Here is a 17,895-nt window from a genome sequence, read left to right as displayed (position 1 = left end):
ACACGATGACCGAGGTCCTGTTCTATCACCTGCAGAACATGACGCTGGAGAGCGTGCTGCCGCCGCTGCTCGAGAAGTCACTCGAGCGCGGCTGGCGTGTCGTGGTGCAATCCACGTCAGAAGAACGCGCCGATGCGCTCGATGCGCATTTGTGGACCTATCGTGATGATTCATTTCTGCCGCACGCCACCTGGCGTGTGGCGGACGCTGCGGATCAGCCGATCATTCTCGCGATCGAAGAGGGGAATCCCAATCGTGCCCAGGTCCGGTTCCTTGTGGACAGCGCAGCAGTGCCGGCGGATGCCGACGGCTATGAGCGCATGGTGCTGGTATTCAACGGCGACGATGCCGATGCGCTCGCTGCAGCGCGAGCAGCCTGGACTGATTGTAAGGCGAGGGGCTTTACCGCCACTTACTGGCAGACCGATGAACGTGGCCGGTGGCAGCGTAAGAATTAGCTGGCGATTGGCGATCTGCTGCAATTAATGATAATTGTAGATTTCCTCACCGGTATCTGCCGCTGTGTCATGGTGGTGCCGCAAATGAATGATGTTACAGGCGCTTATCGCCTGTCTTGGGGTTGCGTAATCGTGCGACAAGAAAAGCTTCATCGAAACGGTCTGCTCGTGCTGCTGCTTGCTGCGCCATTGCTTGCTGGCTGCGCCGGCGTGGGCGGTGACGCATTCTCCACGGACCTGCTGTCCAAGGATGCCGACTGGTTCTCCAAGCCAGGTCGCGTGTTCATCAAGAATGTTTCGATTGAGACGCCGCCGCTGTCGCCTGAGCAGGCCGTCAGTCCGCAGGATCTCATCAGCGCTGACGGTGCGTGCCCGGGCATGGCGCCGCGTGATGCCAACGCGCTTGCCGATGGTACCGCAGGTGCGCCGGTTCAAACTGGCGTCGTGGCGCTCGGCCATACCGAATGCGACGTGGCGCGCGGTGCAGGCGCACCAGACAATGTCAGTCTCTCGACCAGCCCGCGCGGCGATCGCGTTGCCGTGCTGACCTATCTGCGCGGTCCGCGCGCTGGCATCTATACGTTTACCGCCGGTCGTCTGACCGTGGTCGAACGCGGTCCGGAAGTTGAGCAGCCGAAGACCGCGCGTCCGAAGGCGAAGAAGCGCGCCGCGACCTGATCTTTTCGTGATGATGTCGAAGTAAGCGACGGCTGCGTTTTCAGCCGTTCGCTTCTTCATGCAGAGAACTCGCGCTCAGCCATTGCTCTTCGGCGCGTTGCAATGCGTCCGCCGCAGCGGCGCGCGCTTTGGTGAGTTGCGTGGCCTGCTTCGGATCTTTCTTGAACAGGTCAGGCAATGCGAGCGCAGTATCGATCTTGGCGATGATGGCGGTGATCCGCTCCATCTCGGATTCTGCTTCGGCGACCTGCTGCTTGAGCGGGACCTTCTTTTCTTTAGGCTTCGCCAGCTTTTCGCGGTCCGTGTTTGCGCGGTCGCGTGTCGGCGCGCGCATGCCGCGGGCTTGCATGACGACTTTGCGATAGTCGTCGAGATCGCCGTCGAAATTGGTGACGGTGCGGTCGGCCACGACCCAGAGCTGGTCTGCGCAGGCCTCGATCAGATAGCGATCATGCGAGACCATGATCACCGCGCCGGGGAATTCGTTGATCGCTTCGGCCAGCGCTGCGCGGCTGTCGATATCGAGATGGTTGGTCGGTTCGTCCAGAATGATCATGTTCGGACCGTAGAACGTCGCGAGCCCCAGCAGTAGCCGCGCCTTTTCGCCGCCGGACAGGCTTTTTACGATCGTATCCGCGGCCTTGCCGGAAAAGCCGATATTGCCGGCGCGCGCGCGGATTTTCGATTCCGGCATGTCGGGCATCAGCTTGCGGACGTGATCATAGACGGAGTTGTCCATCACCAATTCGTCGAGCTGATGCTGGGCAAAGTAAGCAATCGACAGTTTGTCGGCGCGCGTAATCGATCCCGAAAATGGCTTCAGCTTGTTTGCCAGCAGCTTGACCAGCGTCGACTTGCCGTTGCCGTTGGAGCCGAGCAGGGCAATGCGATCCTCGGTATCGATGCGGAGTGTCACCTGATTGAGGACCGGCTTGCCGGGCTCATAGCCGACCGACACATTGTCCACTGCGAGAATCGGCGGCGACAGGATCTTTTCGGGCGCAGGGAAGACGATCTCGCGCACGTCTTGCGTTACTAGCGCCGAGATTGGCTTCATGCGCTCAAGCATCTTTACGCGCGATTGTGCCTGACGTGCCTTGGAGGCCTTGGCCTTGAAGCGATCGACGAAGTCCTGCAGCCGCTTGCGCTCGGCTTCCTGACGCTTGACGTTCTTGGCGTCGAGTGCCTCCTTGTTAGCGTGGAACTCTTCGTAATTTGAGTAAGTCCCGCGATAATGCACGAGCTTGCCACGGTCGAGATGCAGGATCTCGTTCACCGACGTATCGAGCAGGTCGCGGTCATGGCTGATGACGATGACCGTGCGCGGATAGTTGGCGAGATGATCCTCGAGCCACAGCGTGCCTTCGAGATCCAGATAGTTGGTCGGTTCGTCCAGCAGCAACAGGTCCGGCGCTGAGAACAACGTGGCCGCAAGCGCGACGCGCATGCGCCAGCCGCCAGAGAATTCGGAACAGGAGCGCAACTGGGCGTCAGCCGAAAAGCCAAGGCCGCTCAGAATCGCTGCGGCGCGAGCGGGCGCGGAATGCGCATCGATATCGACAAGGCGGGTCTGGATGTCGGAAATGCGCTCCGGATCGGAGGCGGTCTCAGCTTCCTTCAGCAATGCGTCGCGCTCGAGATCGGCTTTCAAGACGACGGAGATCAGGCTTTCGGGGCCGTCCGGCGCCTCCTGGGCGAGGCTGCCGATACGCCAGCGGGGCGGAATCGAAATACTTCCGGTTTCGGTGGCCAGATCGCCGCGAATGGCGTGAAAAAGTGTCGATTTACCGACGCCGTTGCGGCCCACGAAACCCACGCGGGCTCCCGGCGCAATCTGTACCGTGCTCTCGTCAATGAGCAGGCGTCCGGCGATCCGGATCGAAATGTCTGTGATGGAAAGCATGCGGGGTTGTCACCGCTGCGACGCACAAAGGCAACCCCGATTTGCTCGCTGCTGGTGCGCGGAAGGTCAATTATGCCGTCAACGGCTACCGCTTTTCGTCCTGCTGCCGCATCCGGTCGATCAACGTCTGGAGATGGGAGGGCAGGGTGTCATCATCCGACCCGATATCACGGCGCAACCGCTCGCCGATGGCATTGCAGATCGCCACGCTGGTGGTGCGGTCGATGTGTTCTTCGCCATCATTGATGAACTGGTTCTGCATTGTCTTCCCGGCGCTCGTGGCAGTTGAATGACACTAAGGCAAGTCGTCCGGGCCGAAATTGTTTCAAGATTTATGGATTTGAGGCTGTTTGAGTCAAAATTCGATGAATCGTCGATGGATCTGCCAAGAAAAAGCCCGGCCGAGGGAACGGCCGGGCGGTATTTCTCTGCTCGTGGAGCGTCAGTAGCAGCGATTGACCAGTCGCCAACGCGGTCCCCACGGGGTCGGAACGACCCGGCGGACGAGACATCCGCCGCCGCCATAGCCGTAAACCGGCCCGCCGACGAAGCGTGGCCCGCCCCAGCCGCGATGCCATCCGCCGCCATGCCAGCCACCGCCGTGCCATCCGCCGTGGCCGCCCCAGGCGGAAGCCGAGGTCGGAGCCAGCGCCGCGGCGCCCAATGAGGCCGCTGCAACCAAAGTCAGTGCGATCTTGCGGAACATTCTCATCTCCTCTGGTACGGCGCGTGTTGCGCCTGCCGTGAACATGGCACCGGGGGCAAATGCCGTTGGCCGGGGTCATTGCAGGCAGTCTAGGAGGAGGAAGCTGAACCGGATCGCGCCAATCCTGTCAGGAATGGTTCATGTGGATGACATCTCGGTAATTTCGGCACGGGATTGGCCAAAAAGGGGCCTGCGACATTTAGACGGATCGCTTGCCGTTCCCGGATGGCGTCGATATAAGCCGCCATCTTCCAGCGACTGTTATTCAAGGATAAATCATGGCTATCGAGCGTACCTTTTCGATTCTGAAGCCCGACGCGACCGAGCGCAATCTGACCGGTGCGATCAACGCGCTGATCGAAAAGGCCGGCCTGCGGATCGTCGCGCAAAAGCGCATCCGCATGACCCGCGAACAGGCCGGCACCTTCTACGCCGTTCACAAGGAACGCCCCTTCTTCGGCGAACTGGTGGACTTCATGACCTCGGGTCCGGTTGTCGTGCAGGTGCTGGAAGGCGAGAACGCCGTCCTCAAGCATCGCGATGTGATGGGCGCAACCGATCCGTCGAAGGCTGCTGATGGCACCATCCGCAAGCTTCACGCCAAGTCGATCGGCGAGAACTCGGTTCATGGTTCGGACGCTCCGGAAACTGCGGCGATCGAGATCGCACAGTTCTTCTCGGGCAACGAGATCGTCGGCTAAACTTCCAGCCGAATTGACGACCGGTCGGCGCGCGGGGGCGCGCCGACCTTTCCAATCAAAACGAACAAACAAAGGGGCGCGCTGTGGACTGGTTGCTGCATATTCTCGATCCGGCGACGATCAAGTCGGTTTTCGTTCAGTTTCAGGTCGAAATGCAGCAGCCCGCATTCTGGGTAGCCGTTGGCAAGATCATCTGGATCAACGTTCTGCTGTCCGGCGACAACGCGCTGGTGATTGCACTGGCCTGCCGCGGTCTCGAACCGAAGCAGCGCATGTGGGGCATGATCCTCGGTGCCGCTGCGGCCGTCATCCTGCGCATCATTTTCACCGGCATCGTCGCCACATTGATGGAACTGCCATACCTCAAGCTGGTGGGTGGTCTCGCGCTGATCGTGATCGCGGCCAAACTGCTGGTCCCCGAGCAGGAAGAAGAGGACGGCGTAAAGGCTGCCTCGCATCTGTGGGCCGCCGTGCAGATCGTCGTCGTTGCCGACATCGTGATGAGCCTCGACAACGTCATTGCAGTTGCTGCCGCTGCCAATGGCAGCGTGCCGCTGCTGATCCTTGGCCTGGCCATCAGCGTCCCGCTGATCGTCGCCGGCGCGGCGCTGATCATGGCGCTGCTGACCCGTCTGCCCGTTCTGGTCTGGCTCGGTGCGGCCCTGCTGGGCTGGGTCGCCGGCGAAGTGATCGCGACGGATCCTGCGGTCCTGCCGCTGATGCACAGCTTCTTCAGCGGCTCGGTCGGCACTGGCCTCGACAGCCTGATGTCATCGCTGGGCCTTGGCGTTCGTTTCACCAATGGGGGACATGGTGGCGAGATCGTCTGCGGTCTGATTGGTGTCGCTGTGGTGCTCGCTGTCGGAACGTTGTGGCGTCGTCGCAGCATGGCAGGGCACGCCGAACAGGCAGCCTAACGCATTAAAAGCGCAGGGTGGGCGAGGGGTATTTGCCTTTCGCCCACTTTTTTGTTTCTAGAACCTGATCATTTCTAGAACTTGAATTCGACGCCCAGCGTTCCTTGGTGGGACTGCGAATAGGCGCGGAACTTGCCGTCATAATTGAGATAGAGACGCGCGGTGTTGCTGAGGCTCAGCGACGCCGATGCGCCGGCATCCGCGCCGTACTGGCTTTCGCCAATCCCCTGAACGGTGATGCTCTCGGAACCCAGGCTAACCGTGACGTTGCTAAAGCGCTGATGCACGTTGTCGACGAATTTGGCATAGCCCGACAGATCCAGAATCTTCTGATCGAATATCCAGTAACGACCGACTTCTGCGCCAATCAGGATACGCGCACGCTCGGCTGAGGCGCCGCTCGCGTTGACAGGATTGAGGCCGCCAAGCTCCTGCATCGCGCCGGTCGTCGCGCGGGTGTATTCGAAAGCAGCCTTGGGCACGATCCGTGCCTGTTCGTAACTCCAGTAATAGCTCAGCTCGGTGAGCGCGCCGTCGATCCGCGCATTGTAGCCGGCGCTCGCGAGCCCCAGACCCGTGTCGCGGCGCGAGCTGATGTCGCCGAAGCCGTGCACCAATGCGATTGCCCAGGTCCAGGCGCCTTGGTCGACCGAAGCGTTGACTCCGATTTGCGTGAGGTCGAGCGTCGCTGATTGCAGCGCCAGCGGAACATCGATCGTGGTGTGGCTCTGGTCCACCGACAGCCCGACATTGACACCCGGCATCAGCCGCGCGCCGATCCCGGCGACGCCGCCGATGGTCCGGCGCTTGTCGCCGACGAAATCCCCGATCGTGCTGGTATGCGCGCCAACGCCATAGAATTCGGCCCAGCTTCGGAAGCGGGGCGTCTCGGTGGTCTCCGACGCACCGCCGCCGCCGGGATTGGCGCGCGACGCGCGGTTGAAGCCGTAGCTTGCCTGATCGCCGAGGCGGCGCAGGAACTGGCTACCGAGATCGCTGATGGCGATGCCGGCGGATTGCCCGGCGTTGAAGTCGGTCGATGAGGGCACCGGTGCGGCTGCTGGCGGTGGCGGCGTGGTTGGGGGCGGCGTGGTAGGCGGCGGCGCGACCTGGGCGGATGCAAGCGAAGGCGCAACGACAAGCGCGACGGCAAGGCCGAGTACAATGGTCCGGCGTTGCCGACTGGCAGCCGGGCGCCTGTCCGTTTGGGCGTATCGCGATGGATCGCGCATTGTTACTCGTTTCGAAATTGTCGCTGCAGTGCCGTTCGACTGCGGCAGAGCATACGCGATCCAATGAGCATTGCCGCTGCGCATTGAGCGCCTCCGGTGGCGATTGACGCGTATTGTTGTGCGATTGCCACAGCGGATTCGTGTCGCTTTTCATCACGTTATGGCCATTCACGCAGGACGGGCCGACGATGTTTCAATCCGGCACGTCTGCTCATGGGTCCGGTCAGCGGCTTTCGATAGGTACGTTTGAACGCGGCCGGGGATATCAAAACCTCTGCCGTAAAAAGCCGAAGACTTGCGTAGCCAAAATTTTCATGTTGGAATTCTTGCGCAATCGGATTGAGGCCGTTCGACTGTGCGTTTTGCGAGCAGGACATTCAGCAGACACCGGGAAGCCCGCTTGTGGCGTGGTACGCATGATGCGTGGCCGCGTCTTTTTTGTATCTAGATCGGGAGACAGGCGATGCAGAAGGGCACCGTCAAATGGTTCAACCCCACCAAGGGTTATGGCTTCATCAAGCCGACTGTCGGCGACAAGGATGTCTTCGTGCACATCTCCGCCGTGGAGCGCGCGGGCCTTAGCACCCTCAATGAAAATCAGACCATCGAATACGACCTGGTGGAAAATCGCGGCAAGGCGTCTGCCGAGAACCTCAAGGTCTCATAACTAAGTCTTGCTGTGCCGACCCTGACATACATATGGGCCGGCCGACTGATGTAACTCCGGCGCAAGCCGGGCCTTTTGTAGCTCCGGTGCGGATCGTGCCGAGCGGGCGAGGTTATGCCCGCATTATCGCTTCTTTGGCTTCTTCGCCTTTTTGGCCGTTTTCTTGGCGGGTACAGCCTTCTTGGGGGCCGTGTCCTTTTCGGCGTTCTGAGCCTTCATCACTTGCGCTGCTTCTGCGATCTGAAGTGCTTCAACGGCCTTACGCATCGATCGCGCATAGCTATCGGCGGCATTATCGGCGGACATCTGAAGGCGCTTGGCGGCGGCCATGCCTTGCTCCGTCACGTCCTTCGCCAGTTGCTTGAAACGGTCCTTGGCGGTCTTGTCCTTGGCCTTTACGGCCAGGCCCGCATAGCGATCGCGTTGTGCCTTGACGGCTGCCATCAGTGTCTTGTTTTGCTGCTTAGCAGTCTGCCGGATGATCACATCCAGATCGGCGCCCGTCATTCTTCATTTCCTTAAGTGACAGCCAAAATAGTCAATTGTTTCAATTATGCAGTTGCCATTGAGGCATTGCAATCGTCGCAGCTCGTGGCGCTTGCCGGCGTACTGGACGAGGTGAGCTCATTGTCCGATGTCGTAAGCACGGATCGGGTTTCTTTACCGTAAAGATACTCGGCAATTGCGCTTGCGTGGCGGAATCATGATACCGCGAGACGTCCCGTCCGGCGCAGCCAGGTCTGGCCTGTCGATATGCGGTGCCAGATTGGCTGGCGTGTGGAGCATCCTGCGATGACGGTGCCGGCGAGATCGCGTTTCCGGATTGGCTTCAGGACGTCGATCATTGCCTTGTTCGTCGGCGTCGTCCTGACGGTCGGTCTGGCGCTGGTTTATCTCAGCTTCAGCAGGGTCAATACGATCATCCGGACCGCGGCTTCGTCGTATCTCAGCGTGGTCGCGCAGGCTGCGACCGATCGCATCGATGCGCAGCTCAAGAGCGTTCACGACAATCTGGATATCCTGCGCGGTATCACATCGGTCCAGTCCGCGGAGCTCAAGAATAACCCGCGGCTGAACATCCTGCTGGCGTCGATGCTGCGCAACAACAAGCAGCTCTTCAGCCTGTACATGGGATATGAGGACGGCTCGTTCCTGGAAATGGACCTGATCGACCGAACGGGAGCTGGGGTGAAAGCGCGCTTCGGGGCGCCGGACGGGGCCAGATTTCGCCTGTTCACGATCGTGAAAGCAGGCGATTTTGGACCGCTTCAGACCACGACCTCCTATCTCGACGATGCGCTGCGGCCTTTGGCAAGTCTGCCCGGGCCTGTCGATTTCGATCCTCGCGTTCGGCCGTGGTATCGCGGCGCCTTCGAGCCCAATGCCAGTCTGCTGACCGAGCCCTATATTTTCTATCAGACCGGTGACATCGGCTACACGCTGCGGATGCCCATTGTCGAGGGGCAGCGGGGTGTTGTGGCCGGCGATATCCTGCTCAGTGAAGCCGAGGCCATGCTGCGCAAGCAGCAGCTTGGGCATTCGGGGGTGGCCTATCTGTTCGACGATGCCGACCGGGTGCTGGCGCATCCCGAGATGTCCCGCTGGCTTGAAGCCACGAGTGTGCCGAACAAACTGTCGGAGCTGCCGCGACTGAGCGATGTCGATACGATCGGCGCTACTGCGGCTATCAAGGCGTGGCGCCAGACCGGCGTTGAACAACAGTTCTTCGATGACGGAACCGGGCGTGCCTATGCGGCGGCATTCAGGCCTGTAGAGATGGCTGGATCGGCCAATCTTCGCGTTGGCTTCTTCGCTCCGCTCGATGAGTTCTATGCCGAGATCGAGCAAGAAAAGCGCACGCTCTTCATTCTCGCATTTTGTTTTGTGCTCGCGGCCGTACCGATTGCGTTCTGGATCGGCAACAAGCTGTCGCTCTCCCTGCGAATTTTGGCGCGCGAGGTCGATCGCATCCAGAATTTCCGGTTTTCGTCGATGCCGCAACTGCGTTCGCCGATCCGCGAAATCGACGATCTCGGCCGATCGGTCTTCACCATGCGTACGCTGGTGCAGACATTCTCGAATTTCGTTCCTAAGCGTCTGGTTCAGCAACTGGTCGAAACCGGCACGGCCATGCAATTGGGCGGAGAGCGCCGCGAAGCGACCATCCTGTTCACGGATGTCGAGAATTTCACGGGAATGACGGAGAACGAAGATCCGACCCGGGTGATGCTCTACACGTCGCGCTATTTCGCTGCGATTTCGGACGTCATTGCTACGCATCAGGGCACGGTCGATAAATATATCGGCGATGCGGTTATGGGGCTGTGGAACGCACCCGTCGAGCACACCAACCATGTCGCGCAGGCTTGCGCCGCTGTGCTCGATTGCGTCGAAGCCAATCGGAAGCTCAATGAGGAATTCGAGCGTGAGGGCTGGCCCGTCTACAGGACCCGGTTTGGCCTGCATGTCGGCGATGTCATGATCGGCAATATCGGGTCACCCGACCGCATGAACTACACGGCGCTCGGCGCGACCGTAAATCTCGCGTCACGGCTCGAGACGCTGAACAAGGACTACGGAACCAGCGTCCTGGTCAGCGAAGCCGTCAAGGAGCGGGTGGACTCCCTGTTCCTTTTCCGCAGCGTCGCCCGGATCAAGCCGAAAGGCTTTGCCGCGGAAGTGCAGATCTATGAGTTGCTCGGTGCGCGAGACCAACATTCCGTCGCCGCGTCTGATCGCCACGCCAATTTCCCTGTTTGATCTAAGGGGGCCGCGCTATAGTGAACGCATGGCAGCCAACAGAGAAATATTGCGACGATGACCGACGTGACCCCGGTGCGGCGAGGTCGTCCTCGATCGGTCGAGACCGAGGATGCGATCCTGGACAGCGCCTATCGCATGATGGCGGCTGAGGGGCTTGCTGCGACGACCATCGATGCGATTGCGCGGGATTCCGGCGTTTCCAAGATGACGATATATAAATGGTGGCCGTCGCGCGAAGCGGTACTGATCGACGCATTTCTGCGGCAGGCGTCGACCATGCTACCGCTTTCCGAGAGCGGCGATCCGTTCACGCGCATCACGAAACATGCCACCGCCTATGCCGTGGCGCTGAACAGCGATTTTGGCAAGGTACAGCTCGCTGTCATCGCCGAATGCATCTCGCGGACCGGTTCAGCGAAAATCTTCTCCGAACGCTATCTCGGTATCCGCCGGGACATATCGCTGGCGATTATCAAGGACGGCCAGAAGGACGGCAGCATCGTTGCTTCGGAGCCAGCCGGCGATCTCTATGATCGGATCTATGGCACGCTGTTTTATGAGTATGTCTTTGGATTTCGGCCGCTGACGGCCGACTATGCCCGCAAGCTCGTCAAATCCGTGTTGTCGGTGCAATAGTCAGATGCCGCCTTGCCGCGCGCGGCGAAACCAGCGCCAGGTTTCGCGTGTGACGGCCCGGTAACCCCAACCGCGATGCGTGATACGTTCGTCGATGATGGCGTTGAGCTTTGGCAATGCGTGGAAGGGCACCGACGGATAGGCGTGATGTTCGACATGGAATGGCATGTTCCAGGTGAACCACTTCGTCAGCCTATCGGTATAGGTCGTGCGGGTGTTCTCATAGGCGCTGCGGGTATGCTCGCAGCCGGTGTGTTCGGCATAGAGATAGGGCCGCAGGAATAGCTGGCCGACATAGAGCGGGACGAGCCAGCACCACAGCAGCATCGTGCTGGAGAAGGCGATAGAAGCGATCAGCAGCGCCAGATAGACGAGGGCATAGATGCGGGCTTCGCGCACCACCATGCCTTGCTTGGATTCCGGGATCCACGGCGCTACGGCTTGTCCGGTCACGGCACGCCGGACCAGCAGGCGGATCCGGTTGGTCAGTTGCACGATGCCGGTATAGGCAATCGCGAGCCTGGTATCCGACGATGGAATTGTCGCGGTGACGAGTTCAGGATCGCGGTCGGGATCCTGCGTGAAGCGGTGATGGTCCCAGTGAAATAGCGCATAGTGTTCATAGGGTAGAACGATCATCAGCGACGAGACATGGCCGAGGGCCTCGTTCAGCCGCCGGCTGGTGAACACAGTCTTGTGCGCGGCCTCGTGCACCGCCATGAACAGGAAGGCGATGAGATAACCCTGGATGATGATCAGCGGGATCGCCCACACCACGCCGTAGCGGGTGGCGACCTGCCAGATCAGCGTTCCAACCAAAGCGATCAAGGCATAATGGCTGATCGAGCGAATGAGCCCCGGAAGATTGGCGCGAACCGACAGGTCCTTCAGCTGTGCGGGCGTTAGGGCGCGGGTTTCGATCTTGCCATGGCCAACTGCATCCATCGTCATCGGTTCGTTCCGTTCTCGGTTCAGGCGTCGGCGGCGAGCAGCGTGGAGACCTTCATGTTGATGAAGGCTGCGTCGGTTGGAATCTTGACGGGATTGCCGGCGCGGTGTCCGTGCAGCGAGGGGATCGGACACAGTTCGGCCTTGCGTGCGTTGGTTAGCAGGGGGAGTTCGTCTTCGTTGTCGCCAACCTGAAAATAGTTGTCAGTTTGTCCGGGCATCAGCAGAACGCGCGCCTTGATAGCAGCCATGGCTTTCCGGAAGTCGCCACGGAATTCATCGCAGCGGCTGATATCGCCATTTTGCCAGGTCCAGAGTTGAGCGAGCAGATTGTTGGCATCACGATGCGCAAAGGCGACATCCCATGATCGTGTCAGATAGTCTCCCAGTGAGGTGAAGCCGGCCTCACGCCAGAGCTCATCGCGGTAGAAGCCGTGCGACATCGCCCAGCCTGCATAGACGCGTCCCATGGCGCGGAGACCGGCCAATGGTTTCGAAGCAAAGCGGCCATCGACAAAGGCAGGATCGGTCGTTAGAGCGGCCCGCACGCTTTCGAGAAACACGGCGTTGAACGGCGAACAACGGGCGCTGCCGCAGACCACTGCCGCGCGTGCCACCATGTCCGGATAGCGGGCGGCCCAGTGATAGGCCTGCATGCCGCCCATCGACCAGCCATAGACTAGTGCCAGACGGGCGATGCCGAATTGCTCGGTCAGCAGGCGATGCTGGATCGAAATAGCGTCATGATAGCTGATGTTCGGATAGGGGGCGCCAGCCAGAGCTTCCAGCGAATTCGATGGCGATGACGACAGCCCGTTTCCGAACAGATTGGGGATGACGATGAAGTAGCGGTCCGGATCGAGTGCGGCGCCCGGCGCGATCAGCCACTCAGTGTCGTAGTGTTGTGCGCCGAACGACGTCGGATAGAGGATGACGTTATCTTTGGCAGCATTGAGTGCGCCATAGGTCTTGTAGGCAAGCTGCAGGCGCGGGTGCCGCTGGCCGGATTGCAGCAGCACGTCACCCGCCTCGAAGATCTGGTAGTCGTTCGGCGTATTCATGCTGCAGCTCCGGAAGGTCCGTTGACGCTTGCCGAGGGTGCGACAAGCGATCCGCTCGACAAAATTTAATAACTGTACTATTGGTATATTAATTGGCGAAGAGCGCAATGCCGAAACTTCGGCATTGCCGCCTGAATAGCATGGAGCTGGTCGTCGCCCGTTGGCGGCTCGGCGACATCTTGTTTTTGTATTCGAAACGTACAAGAGACTTGCGGCCCGTTAGTCTATTCACTGGCCTGTCATCGGCGCAGAGGCGGAAAGCGGCCAAGTTGTCCGCATAAGCCGCTGCGAATTCGAAGTCGCGCTTGCCCGCAACCCACTCAAAGGAGTCTGGATCATGGGAACCATCACCACCAAAGACGGCACCGAGATTTTTTACAAGGATTGGGGCACCGGGCAGCCGATCGTGTTTCATCACGGCTGGCCCCTAAGTGCGGACGACTGGGACAACCAGATGATGTTCTTCCTCAATCAGGGCTATCGCGTCATCGCGCACGACCGCCGTGGCCATGGTCGCTCCAGCCAGACCGCGACCGGTAATGAGATGGACACCTATGCGGCCGACGTCGCCGAACTCACCGATGCACTCGATCTCAAGGACGCCGTGCATATCGGTCACTCCACCGGCGGCGGCGAAGTTGCGCGTTACGTCGCACGTGCCAAGAAGGGACGCGTCGCCAAGGCGGTGCTGGTCAGCGCCGTGCCGCCGATCATGCTCAAGACCGAGAACAATCCCGGCGGCCTGCCGCTCGAAGTGTTCGACGGCTTCCGTGCTGCGCTTGTTGCCAACCGCGCGCAGTTCTACGTCGATGTCCCGGCCGGGCCATTCTACGGCTTCAACCGGCCGGGCGCGAAAGTCTATCAGGGCGTGATCGACAACTGGTGGCGGCAGGGCATGATCGGCGGCGCCAAGGCGCACTATGATTGCATCAAGGCATTTTCGGAAACCGACTTCACCGAAGACCTGAAGGCGATCGATGTGCCGGTGCTCGTTTTGCACGGCGATGATGACCAGATCGTGCCTTATGCCGACGCTGCACCACTGACGGTGAAGCTGCTCAAGAACGGCACGCTGAAGACCTATCCGGGCTTCCCGCACGGCATGCTGACCACCCATGCGGATGTGATCAACCCGGATCTGCTGGCATTTGTTCGCAGCTAAACGAACCAGTGTGAACGACGCAGTGCGTGTTGCGTCGTTCACATTGTCTTTAATGGTCCTGCGACCGGCGCTCGCGAACTGAGCGGTCCCTCGTTGATGACCGGGATATGACAGTTCGGGGCGCCTGCCGAACAATAAATGCGTTGTCCTCGTTGCGGAAAAGTTACGATCAGGCCAATATGCAACCTTTGATAGCGCGCGCCGTGCCGACTTGGTACGGGCGCTTTGTTGACGATGCATTTTTTGGGCGGTTTGTGGGGACGCGCAATGGATTCCGGTCACGAAGCGAGTGAGTCTCAGAAAGACGTTGTTGCAACGACATCGACGGCACTGTCCGCACAGCTGGAGAAGATCATATCCAGGGCGGATTCGAGTTATGTGCCGCCTTCAGCGCGCGCCAAACGACGCAGCCGAGCCAAGGGGCAGATGATCGTTTTGCTATCCGCAAGAATTTCCTCGAGGCGCCGCGCAGCGATCCCAATGCGTTCGAGCGTATCATCGGCGAAAGCGATCTGCTGTCGATCAATTTTCTGGATCGAGGCAAGCGTGCAGCGGCGGCCGTGTGCCGGATCAGAGTGCCGAGTGACGGCGGGGCGTGGTACGGCACCGGCTTTTTGGTCGGACCACGACTGTTGCTCACCAATCATCACGTGCTTGGCGACGAAGACGAGGCGAGCCAGTGTGAGGCCGAGTTCGGCTACGAGCACGACATCGATGGCGTGTTGCGCGATCCGGTCTGCTTCAACCTGCGTCCGCATGAAATATTCTATACCAACGCCGAACTCGATATCACCTTTGTGGCGATTACGCCGTTGTCGGATGACGGCGTACCGCTCGACCGCTACGGCCGGCTTCCACTGATCCCGCTGTCGGGCAAAGCAGTCGATGGCGAATGGGTCACGATCATTCAGCATCCGGGCAGCGAACCGAAGCAGATCGCGATCCGCGCCAGCCAGATCGTCACGCTTGACCCAACCTCGGCTGTCGGGATCGACCTTAGTCAGTTCATCCATTATTCGACAGATACGCAACCGGGGTCTTCGGGCGCGCCAGTGCTGAATGACCAGTGGCAGGTGCTGGCGTTGCATCACAAGGCGGTTCCTGCGCCGAGCAAGCCCGGCGCAGTCGTCAAGGATCCGGTATGGATCGCCAATGAAGGCATTCGGATCAGTGCCATCTTTTCACTGCTCGAAAAGGAACGATTTGCAAAACGGCAGGCAGGGCTCGTTCTCGACAGGCTCGACAAGTCGCTCGGCCTCAGTCCGATGTCCCAGGGCATATCGGTTGGCGAGACGCTTCTGGAGGCTGACCGTAAGCCGCTTCAAGTGTCACGCTGGGCAGGTGTTCGTGGCTATGATGCGGGGTTCTTCAAGAGCAATCCCATCGATCTTGCGACGATCTATGCACCGCTGCTTGCCGCCGGCAAGGTTGCGCCATTGCTGGATGGCTCGGGATATGAACTGGCCTATCATCATTTTACGTCGGTGATCCATGAAGAGCGCAAGTTTCCACTGATCACGGCGGTCAACATTGCCGGGGGGAAACTCATCCATCCCGGTAAGCGAAAGGATACGTGGCGGCGCGACGCGCGGATCGCGGACGAGTATCAGCCGGACGGTGCCTTCTACGAAAAGGCCAAGGGTAACGATCCAGTTCAATTCAGCCGGGGGCATCAGGTCCGTCTGCTCGATCCATGCTGGAGCGCACTATCCGACGATGTGGAACGTCTTGAGGAAGCCCAAGCGGGTTCCGAGGATACGTTCCACTACACCAATGCAGCGCCGCAGGTGCAAAGCTACAACGATATCGACTGGGGCAATCTCGAGGACTATCTGCTGGATAAGGCGCAGACCTCCGAGAAGCGGTTGACGGTTTTTACCGGACCGATCTATCGCGATGACGATCCCTATTATGGCAAGGGTCGCAAGGGCGGACCGTGGAAGGTGCCGCTCTCGTTCTGGAAAGTGGCGGTGCTGCAAAAGACGACGACCAAGATCGCCGCGGCGGCGTTCATCGTCGGGCAGACCCAGTATGTCCAGGCGCTGTATGAGGCCAAGGTGTTCTCCGGATTGAAGCCGTACACCGTGGATGAAATGCGCAAGCGCAGGATTCAAACCACGATCGTGGCGATCGAGGAGGCGACCGGTCTGGATTTCTCGGTGGTGAAGCCGTTCGATGCACACGGGACGCTGGAATCGACGCGAAGAACCCGGTGGATCAACGATATGGATGACGTCGTAATCTGACCTGCCGGGCTGCAGTGCGGGGCAGTGCGACCCGGGACGTCTCGCCTAGATCACCGTCGGTGAGATCAGCGTGTCGTCGCGGCTGGCGCTGGCGCCGGTACTGGTGGTGCAGGTGTCGCCGGTGATGCCGACGCTGTTGGTGGCCAACAGCCGTAATGCCTGCGGATAGATCTTGTGCTCGATGTCGAGCACGCGCGCGGCGAGGGTGTCGGGGGTGTCGTTATCGGCCACGGCCACGGCGCCCTGCATCACGATCGGGCCGGCATCGGTCTCTGGAATGACAAAATGCACCGTGGCGCCGGAAATCTTGACGCCGGCGCGCAATGCCTGGCCGTGCGGATCGAGGCCGGGGAAGGAGGGCAGCAGCGACGGGTGGATGTTCAGCATCCGGCCGTACCAGTGTCGCACGAATTCCGCCGTGAACAGGCGCATGAAGCCGCCGAGGCAGATCAGCTCGATCTTGTGCTCGTCGAGGGTCGCCTGCAGCAGCTTCTCGAAGCCTGCGCGATCCTTGCCGAACGGCTTGCTCTCGATCACCAGCGTCTTGACGCCATTGGCCTGCGCAGTGGCGAGGCCGGGAGCGTCAACCCTGTTGGAAATCACCAGCGCAATCTCGGCCGGGAAGCCATCTGCTGCGGCGGCCTCGATCAATGCGGTCATGTTCGACCCGCGGCCGGAAATCAGGATGGCGACGCGACGCATCACGGCCTCACAGGTTGAGTTCGAGATGTCCGTCATAGACGACGCGCTCGTCGCCCTCAGCTTCGATGACGTCGCCGAGCAGCGACACGGTCTCGCCGCCCTCGCGCAGGATGTCCATCACCTGCTGCACGGCTTCGCGCTTGACGATGGCGATCATGCCGACGCCGCAGTTGAAGGTGCGCAGCAGCTCGAGTTCGGCGATATCGCCTTCCTTTGCCAGCCACTTGAACACCGGCAGGACGGTGAGGGAGGGCAGGTCGATGCGAACGCCGAGGTTCTTTGGCAGCACGCGCGGGATGTTGTCCGTGAAGCCGCCGCCAGTGATATGCGCGAGGCCCTTCACGGCGCCGGTCTCGCGGATCGCGCGCAAGCAGGATTTCACATAGAGCCGGGTCGGGGTCAGCAGCGCACCGCCAAGCGTCATCACCGGCGAGAACGGCGCTTTGTCGGCGTAAGAGAGGCCCGTGCGCTCGACAATCTTGCGGACCAGCGAGAAGCCGTTGGAGTGGACGCCAGACGAGGCCATGCCGATGACGGCATCGCCCACGCCGATATCATTGGTCGGCAGCAGCGTGCCGCGCTCGGCAGCGCCGACCGAGAAACCTGCGAGGTCGTAGTCGCCGTCTTTGTACAGGCCGGGCATCTCGGCGGTCTCGCCGCCGATGAGCGCGCAGCCGGACTCACGGCAGCCCTCTGCGATACCAGCAACAATTGAGGCGGTGGCTTCTGGGTCGAGCTTGCCGCATGCGAAGTAGTCGAGAAAGAACAGCGGCTCGGCGCCCTGGACCACGAGGTCGTTGACCGACATGGCGACGAGATCGATGCCGATGCCGTTATGGATGCCGGCTTCGATAGCGATCTTGACCTTGGTGCCAACGCCGTCGGTAGCGGCGACGAGAACCGGATCCTTGAAGCCGGCGGCCTTGAGGTCGAACAGTCCGCCGAAGCCGCCGATCTCGGCGTCAGCGCCGGCACGGGCGGTTGCGCGAACCATCGGCTTGATGAGGTCCACCAGACGGTTGCCAGCATCGATATCGACGCCCGCGTCCGCGTAAGTGAGGCCTTTTTTCTGGTCGGTCATGCCGGGTATCCTGCCGGAGCTGCGAAACTGTGTA

General features: G+C 60.5%; 18 protein-coding genes. 9 read left to right on the top strand and 9 right to left on the bottom strand.

Going from position 1 to position 17,895, the window contains the following annotated elements; all coding sequences use genetic code 11:
* The first annotated feature begins 5 nt into the window (after positions 1 to 5).
* Positions 6 to 458, top strand: a complete 453-nt coding sequence (locus tag AB8B02_RS12380) for a DNA polymerase III subunit chi (protein WP_093758304.1) — start codon at positions 6 to 8, stop codon at positions 456 to 458.
* An 84-nt stretch (positions 459 to 542) separates the two neighbouring features.
* A complete protein-coding gene (locus AB8B02_RS12375; protein WP_246297406.1) occupies positions 543 to 1,136 on the top strand; it encodes a hypothetical protein in 594 nt (197 codons plus the stop codon).
* Between the two features lie 40 nt (positions 1,137 to 1,176).
* On the opposite strand, the gene AB8B02_RS12370 is transcribed toward AB8B02_RS12375, so the two are convergent.
* From AB8B02_RS12370 to AB8B02_RS12360, 3 genes are all read right to left on the bottom strand, one after another.
* Positions 1,177 to 3,039, bottom strand: coding sequence for an ABC-F family ATP-binding cassette domain-containing protein (locus tag AB8B02_RS12370; protein WP_439064051.1), 1,863 nt, complete (start codon positions 3,037 to 3,039; stop codon positions 1,177 to 1,179).
* A gap of 85 nt (positions 3,040 to 3,124) precedes the next feature.
* Positions 3,125 to 3,301: a hypothetical protein gene (locus AB8B02_RS12365; protein ID WP_175366131.1), complete on the bottom strand. Its 177-nt coding sequence runs from the start codon at positions 3,299 to 3,301 to the stop codon at positions 3,125 to 3,127.
* A 180-nt stretch (positions 3,302 to 3,481) separates the two neighbouring features.
* The gene (locus AB8B02_RS12360; RefSeq protein ID WP_068731077.1) at positions 3,482 to 3,745 is read right to left on the bottom strand and encodes a sulfur globule protein precursor; all 264 of its coding nucleotides are present in this window, start codon (positions 3,743 to 3,745) and stop codon (positions 3,482 to 3,484) included.
* 278 nt (positions 3,746 to 4,023) lie between these two features.
* Between AB8B02_RS12360 and ndk the strand changes: the two genes are divergently transcribed.
* Both ndk and AB8B02_RS12350 read left to right on the top strand, forming a co-directional pair.
* Positions 4,024 to 4,446, top strand: a complete 423-nt coding sequence (gene ndk / locus AB8B02_RS12355; protein ID WP_068731078.1) for a nucleoside-diphosphate kinase — start codon at positions 4,024 to 4,026, stop codon at positions 4,444 to 4,446.
* Between the two features lie 83 nt (positions 4,447 to 4,529).
* Positions 4,530 to 5,363, top strand: a complete 834-nt coding sequence (locus AB8B02_RS12350; protein WP_093758307.1) for a TerC family protein — start codon at positions 4,530 to 4,532, stop codon at positions 5,361 to 5,363.
* Positions 5,364 to 5,437: 74 nt separating this feature from the next.
* Here AB8B02_RS12350 and AB8B02_RS12345 read toward each other — a convergent pair whose 3' ends face one another.
* Positions 5,438 to 6,595, bottom strand: coding sequence for an autotransporter outer membrane beta-barrel domain-containing protein (locus AB8B02_RS12345; RefSeq protein WP_439064050.1), 1,158 nt, complete (start codon positions 6,593 to 6,595; stop codon positions 5,438 to 5,440).
* Between the two features lie 463 nt (positions 6,596 to 7,058).
* Here AB8B02_RS12345 and AB8B02_RS12340 point away from each other — a divergent pair, with 463 nt between their 5' ends.
* Positions 7,059 to 7,262 carry a cold-shock protein gene (locus AB8B02_RS12340; RefSeq protein WP_089263958.1) on the top strand — a complete coding sequence of 68 codons (204 nt, stop codon included), beginning with the start codon at positions 7,059 to 7,061 and terminating at the stop codon, positions 7,260 to 7,262.
* Between the two features lie 123 nt (positions 7,263 to 7,385).
* On the opposite strand, the gene AB8B02_RS12335 is transcribed toward AB8B02_RS12340, so the two are convergent.
* Positions 7,386 to 7,769 (bottom strand): hypothetical protein, encoded by a 384-nt coding sequence (locus AB8B02_RS12335; RefSeq protein WP_439064049.1) that lies wholly within the window; start codon positions 7,767 to 7,769, stop codon positions 7,386 to 7,388.
* Between the two features lie 285 nt (positions 7,770 to 8,054).
* Here AB8B02_RS12335 and AB8B02_RS12330 point away from each other — a divergent pair, with 285 nt between their 5' ends.
* Complete coding sequence (locus AB8B02_RS12330) at positions 8,055 to 10,022, top strand: adenylate/guanylate cyclase domain-containing protein (RefSeq protein ID WP_439064048.1); 1,968 nt, start codon at positions 8,055 to 8,057, stop codon at positions 10,020 to 10,022.
* Positions 10,023 to 10,079: 57 nt separating this feature from the next.
* Complete coding sequence (locus AB8B02_RS12325) at positions 10,080 to 10,661, top strand: TetR/AcrR family transcriptional regulator (protein ID WP_439064047.1); 582 nt, start codon at positions 10,080 to 10,082, stop codon at positions 10,659 to 10,661.
* Here AB8B02_RS12325 and AB8B02_RS12320 read toward each other — a convergent pair whose 3' ends face one another.
* Positions 10,662 to 11,612, bottom strand: coding sequence for a fatty acid desaturase (locus AB8B02_RS12320; protein ID WP_439064046.1), 951 nt, complete (start codon positions 11,610 to 11,612; stop codon positions 10,662 to 10,664).
* Between the two features lie 20 nt (positions 11,613 to 11,632).
* Entirely contained in the window at positions 11,633 to 12,670 is a 1,038-nt protein-coding gene (locus tag AB8B02_RS12315; protein WP_231080487.1) for an alpha/beta fold hydrolase, read from the bottom strand.
* Between the two features lie 337 nt (positions 12,671 to 13,007).
* Between AB8B02_RS12315 and AB8B02_RS12310 the strand changes: the two genes are divergently transcribed.
* Both AB8B02_RS12310 and AB8B02_RS12305 read left to right on the top strand, forming a co-directional pair.
* A complete protein-coding gene (locus AB8B02_RS12310) occupies positions 13,008 to 13,832 on the top strand; it encodes an alpha/beta fold hydrolase (protein ID WP_439058599.1) in 825 nt (274 codons plus the stop codon).
* Between the two features lie 560 nt (positions 13,833 to 14,392).
* A complete protein-coding gene (locus tag AB8B02_RS12305) occupies positions 14,393 to 16,078 on the top strand; it encodes a DNA/RNA non-specific endonuclease (RefSeq protein WP_439064045.1) in 1,686 nt (561 codons plus the stop codon).
* Between the two features lie 45 nt (positions 16,079 to 16,123).
* On the opposite strand, the gene purN is transcribed toward AB8B02_RS12305, so the two are convergent.
* The gene (gene purN, locus AB8B02_RS12300) at positions 16,124 to 16,780 is read right to left on the bottom strand and encodes a phosphoribosylglycinamide formyltransferase (protein WP_439064044.1); all 657 of its coding nucleotides are present in this window, start codon (positions 16,778 to 16,780) and stop codon (positions 16,124 to 16,126) included.
* Positions 16,781 to 16,787: 7 nt separating this feature from the next.
* A complete protein-coding gene (gene purM / locus AB8B02_RS12295; protein ID WP_439064043.1) occupies positions 16,788 to 17,861 on the bottom strand; it encodes a phosphoribosylformylglycinamidine cyclo-ligase in 1,074 nt (357 codons plus the stop codon).
* Positions 17,862 to 17,895 lie beyond the last annotated feature (34 nt).

It is taken from the genome of Tardiphaga sp. 862_B3_N4_1 (genome assembly GCF_051811085.1).
In the GTDB taxonomy this organism is placed as follows: Bacteria; Pseudomonadota; Alphaproteobacteria; order Rhizobiales; family Xanthobacteraceae; genus Tardiphaga; species Tardiphaga robiniae.
This window is presented reverse-complemented; position numbering and strand designations above follow the sequence as displayed.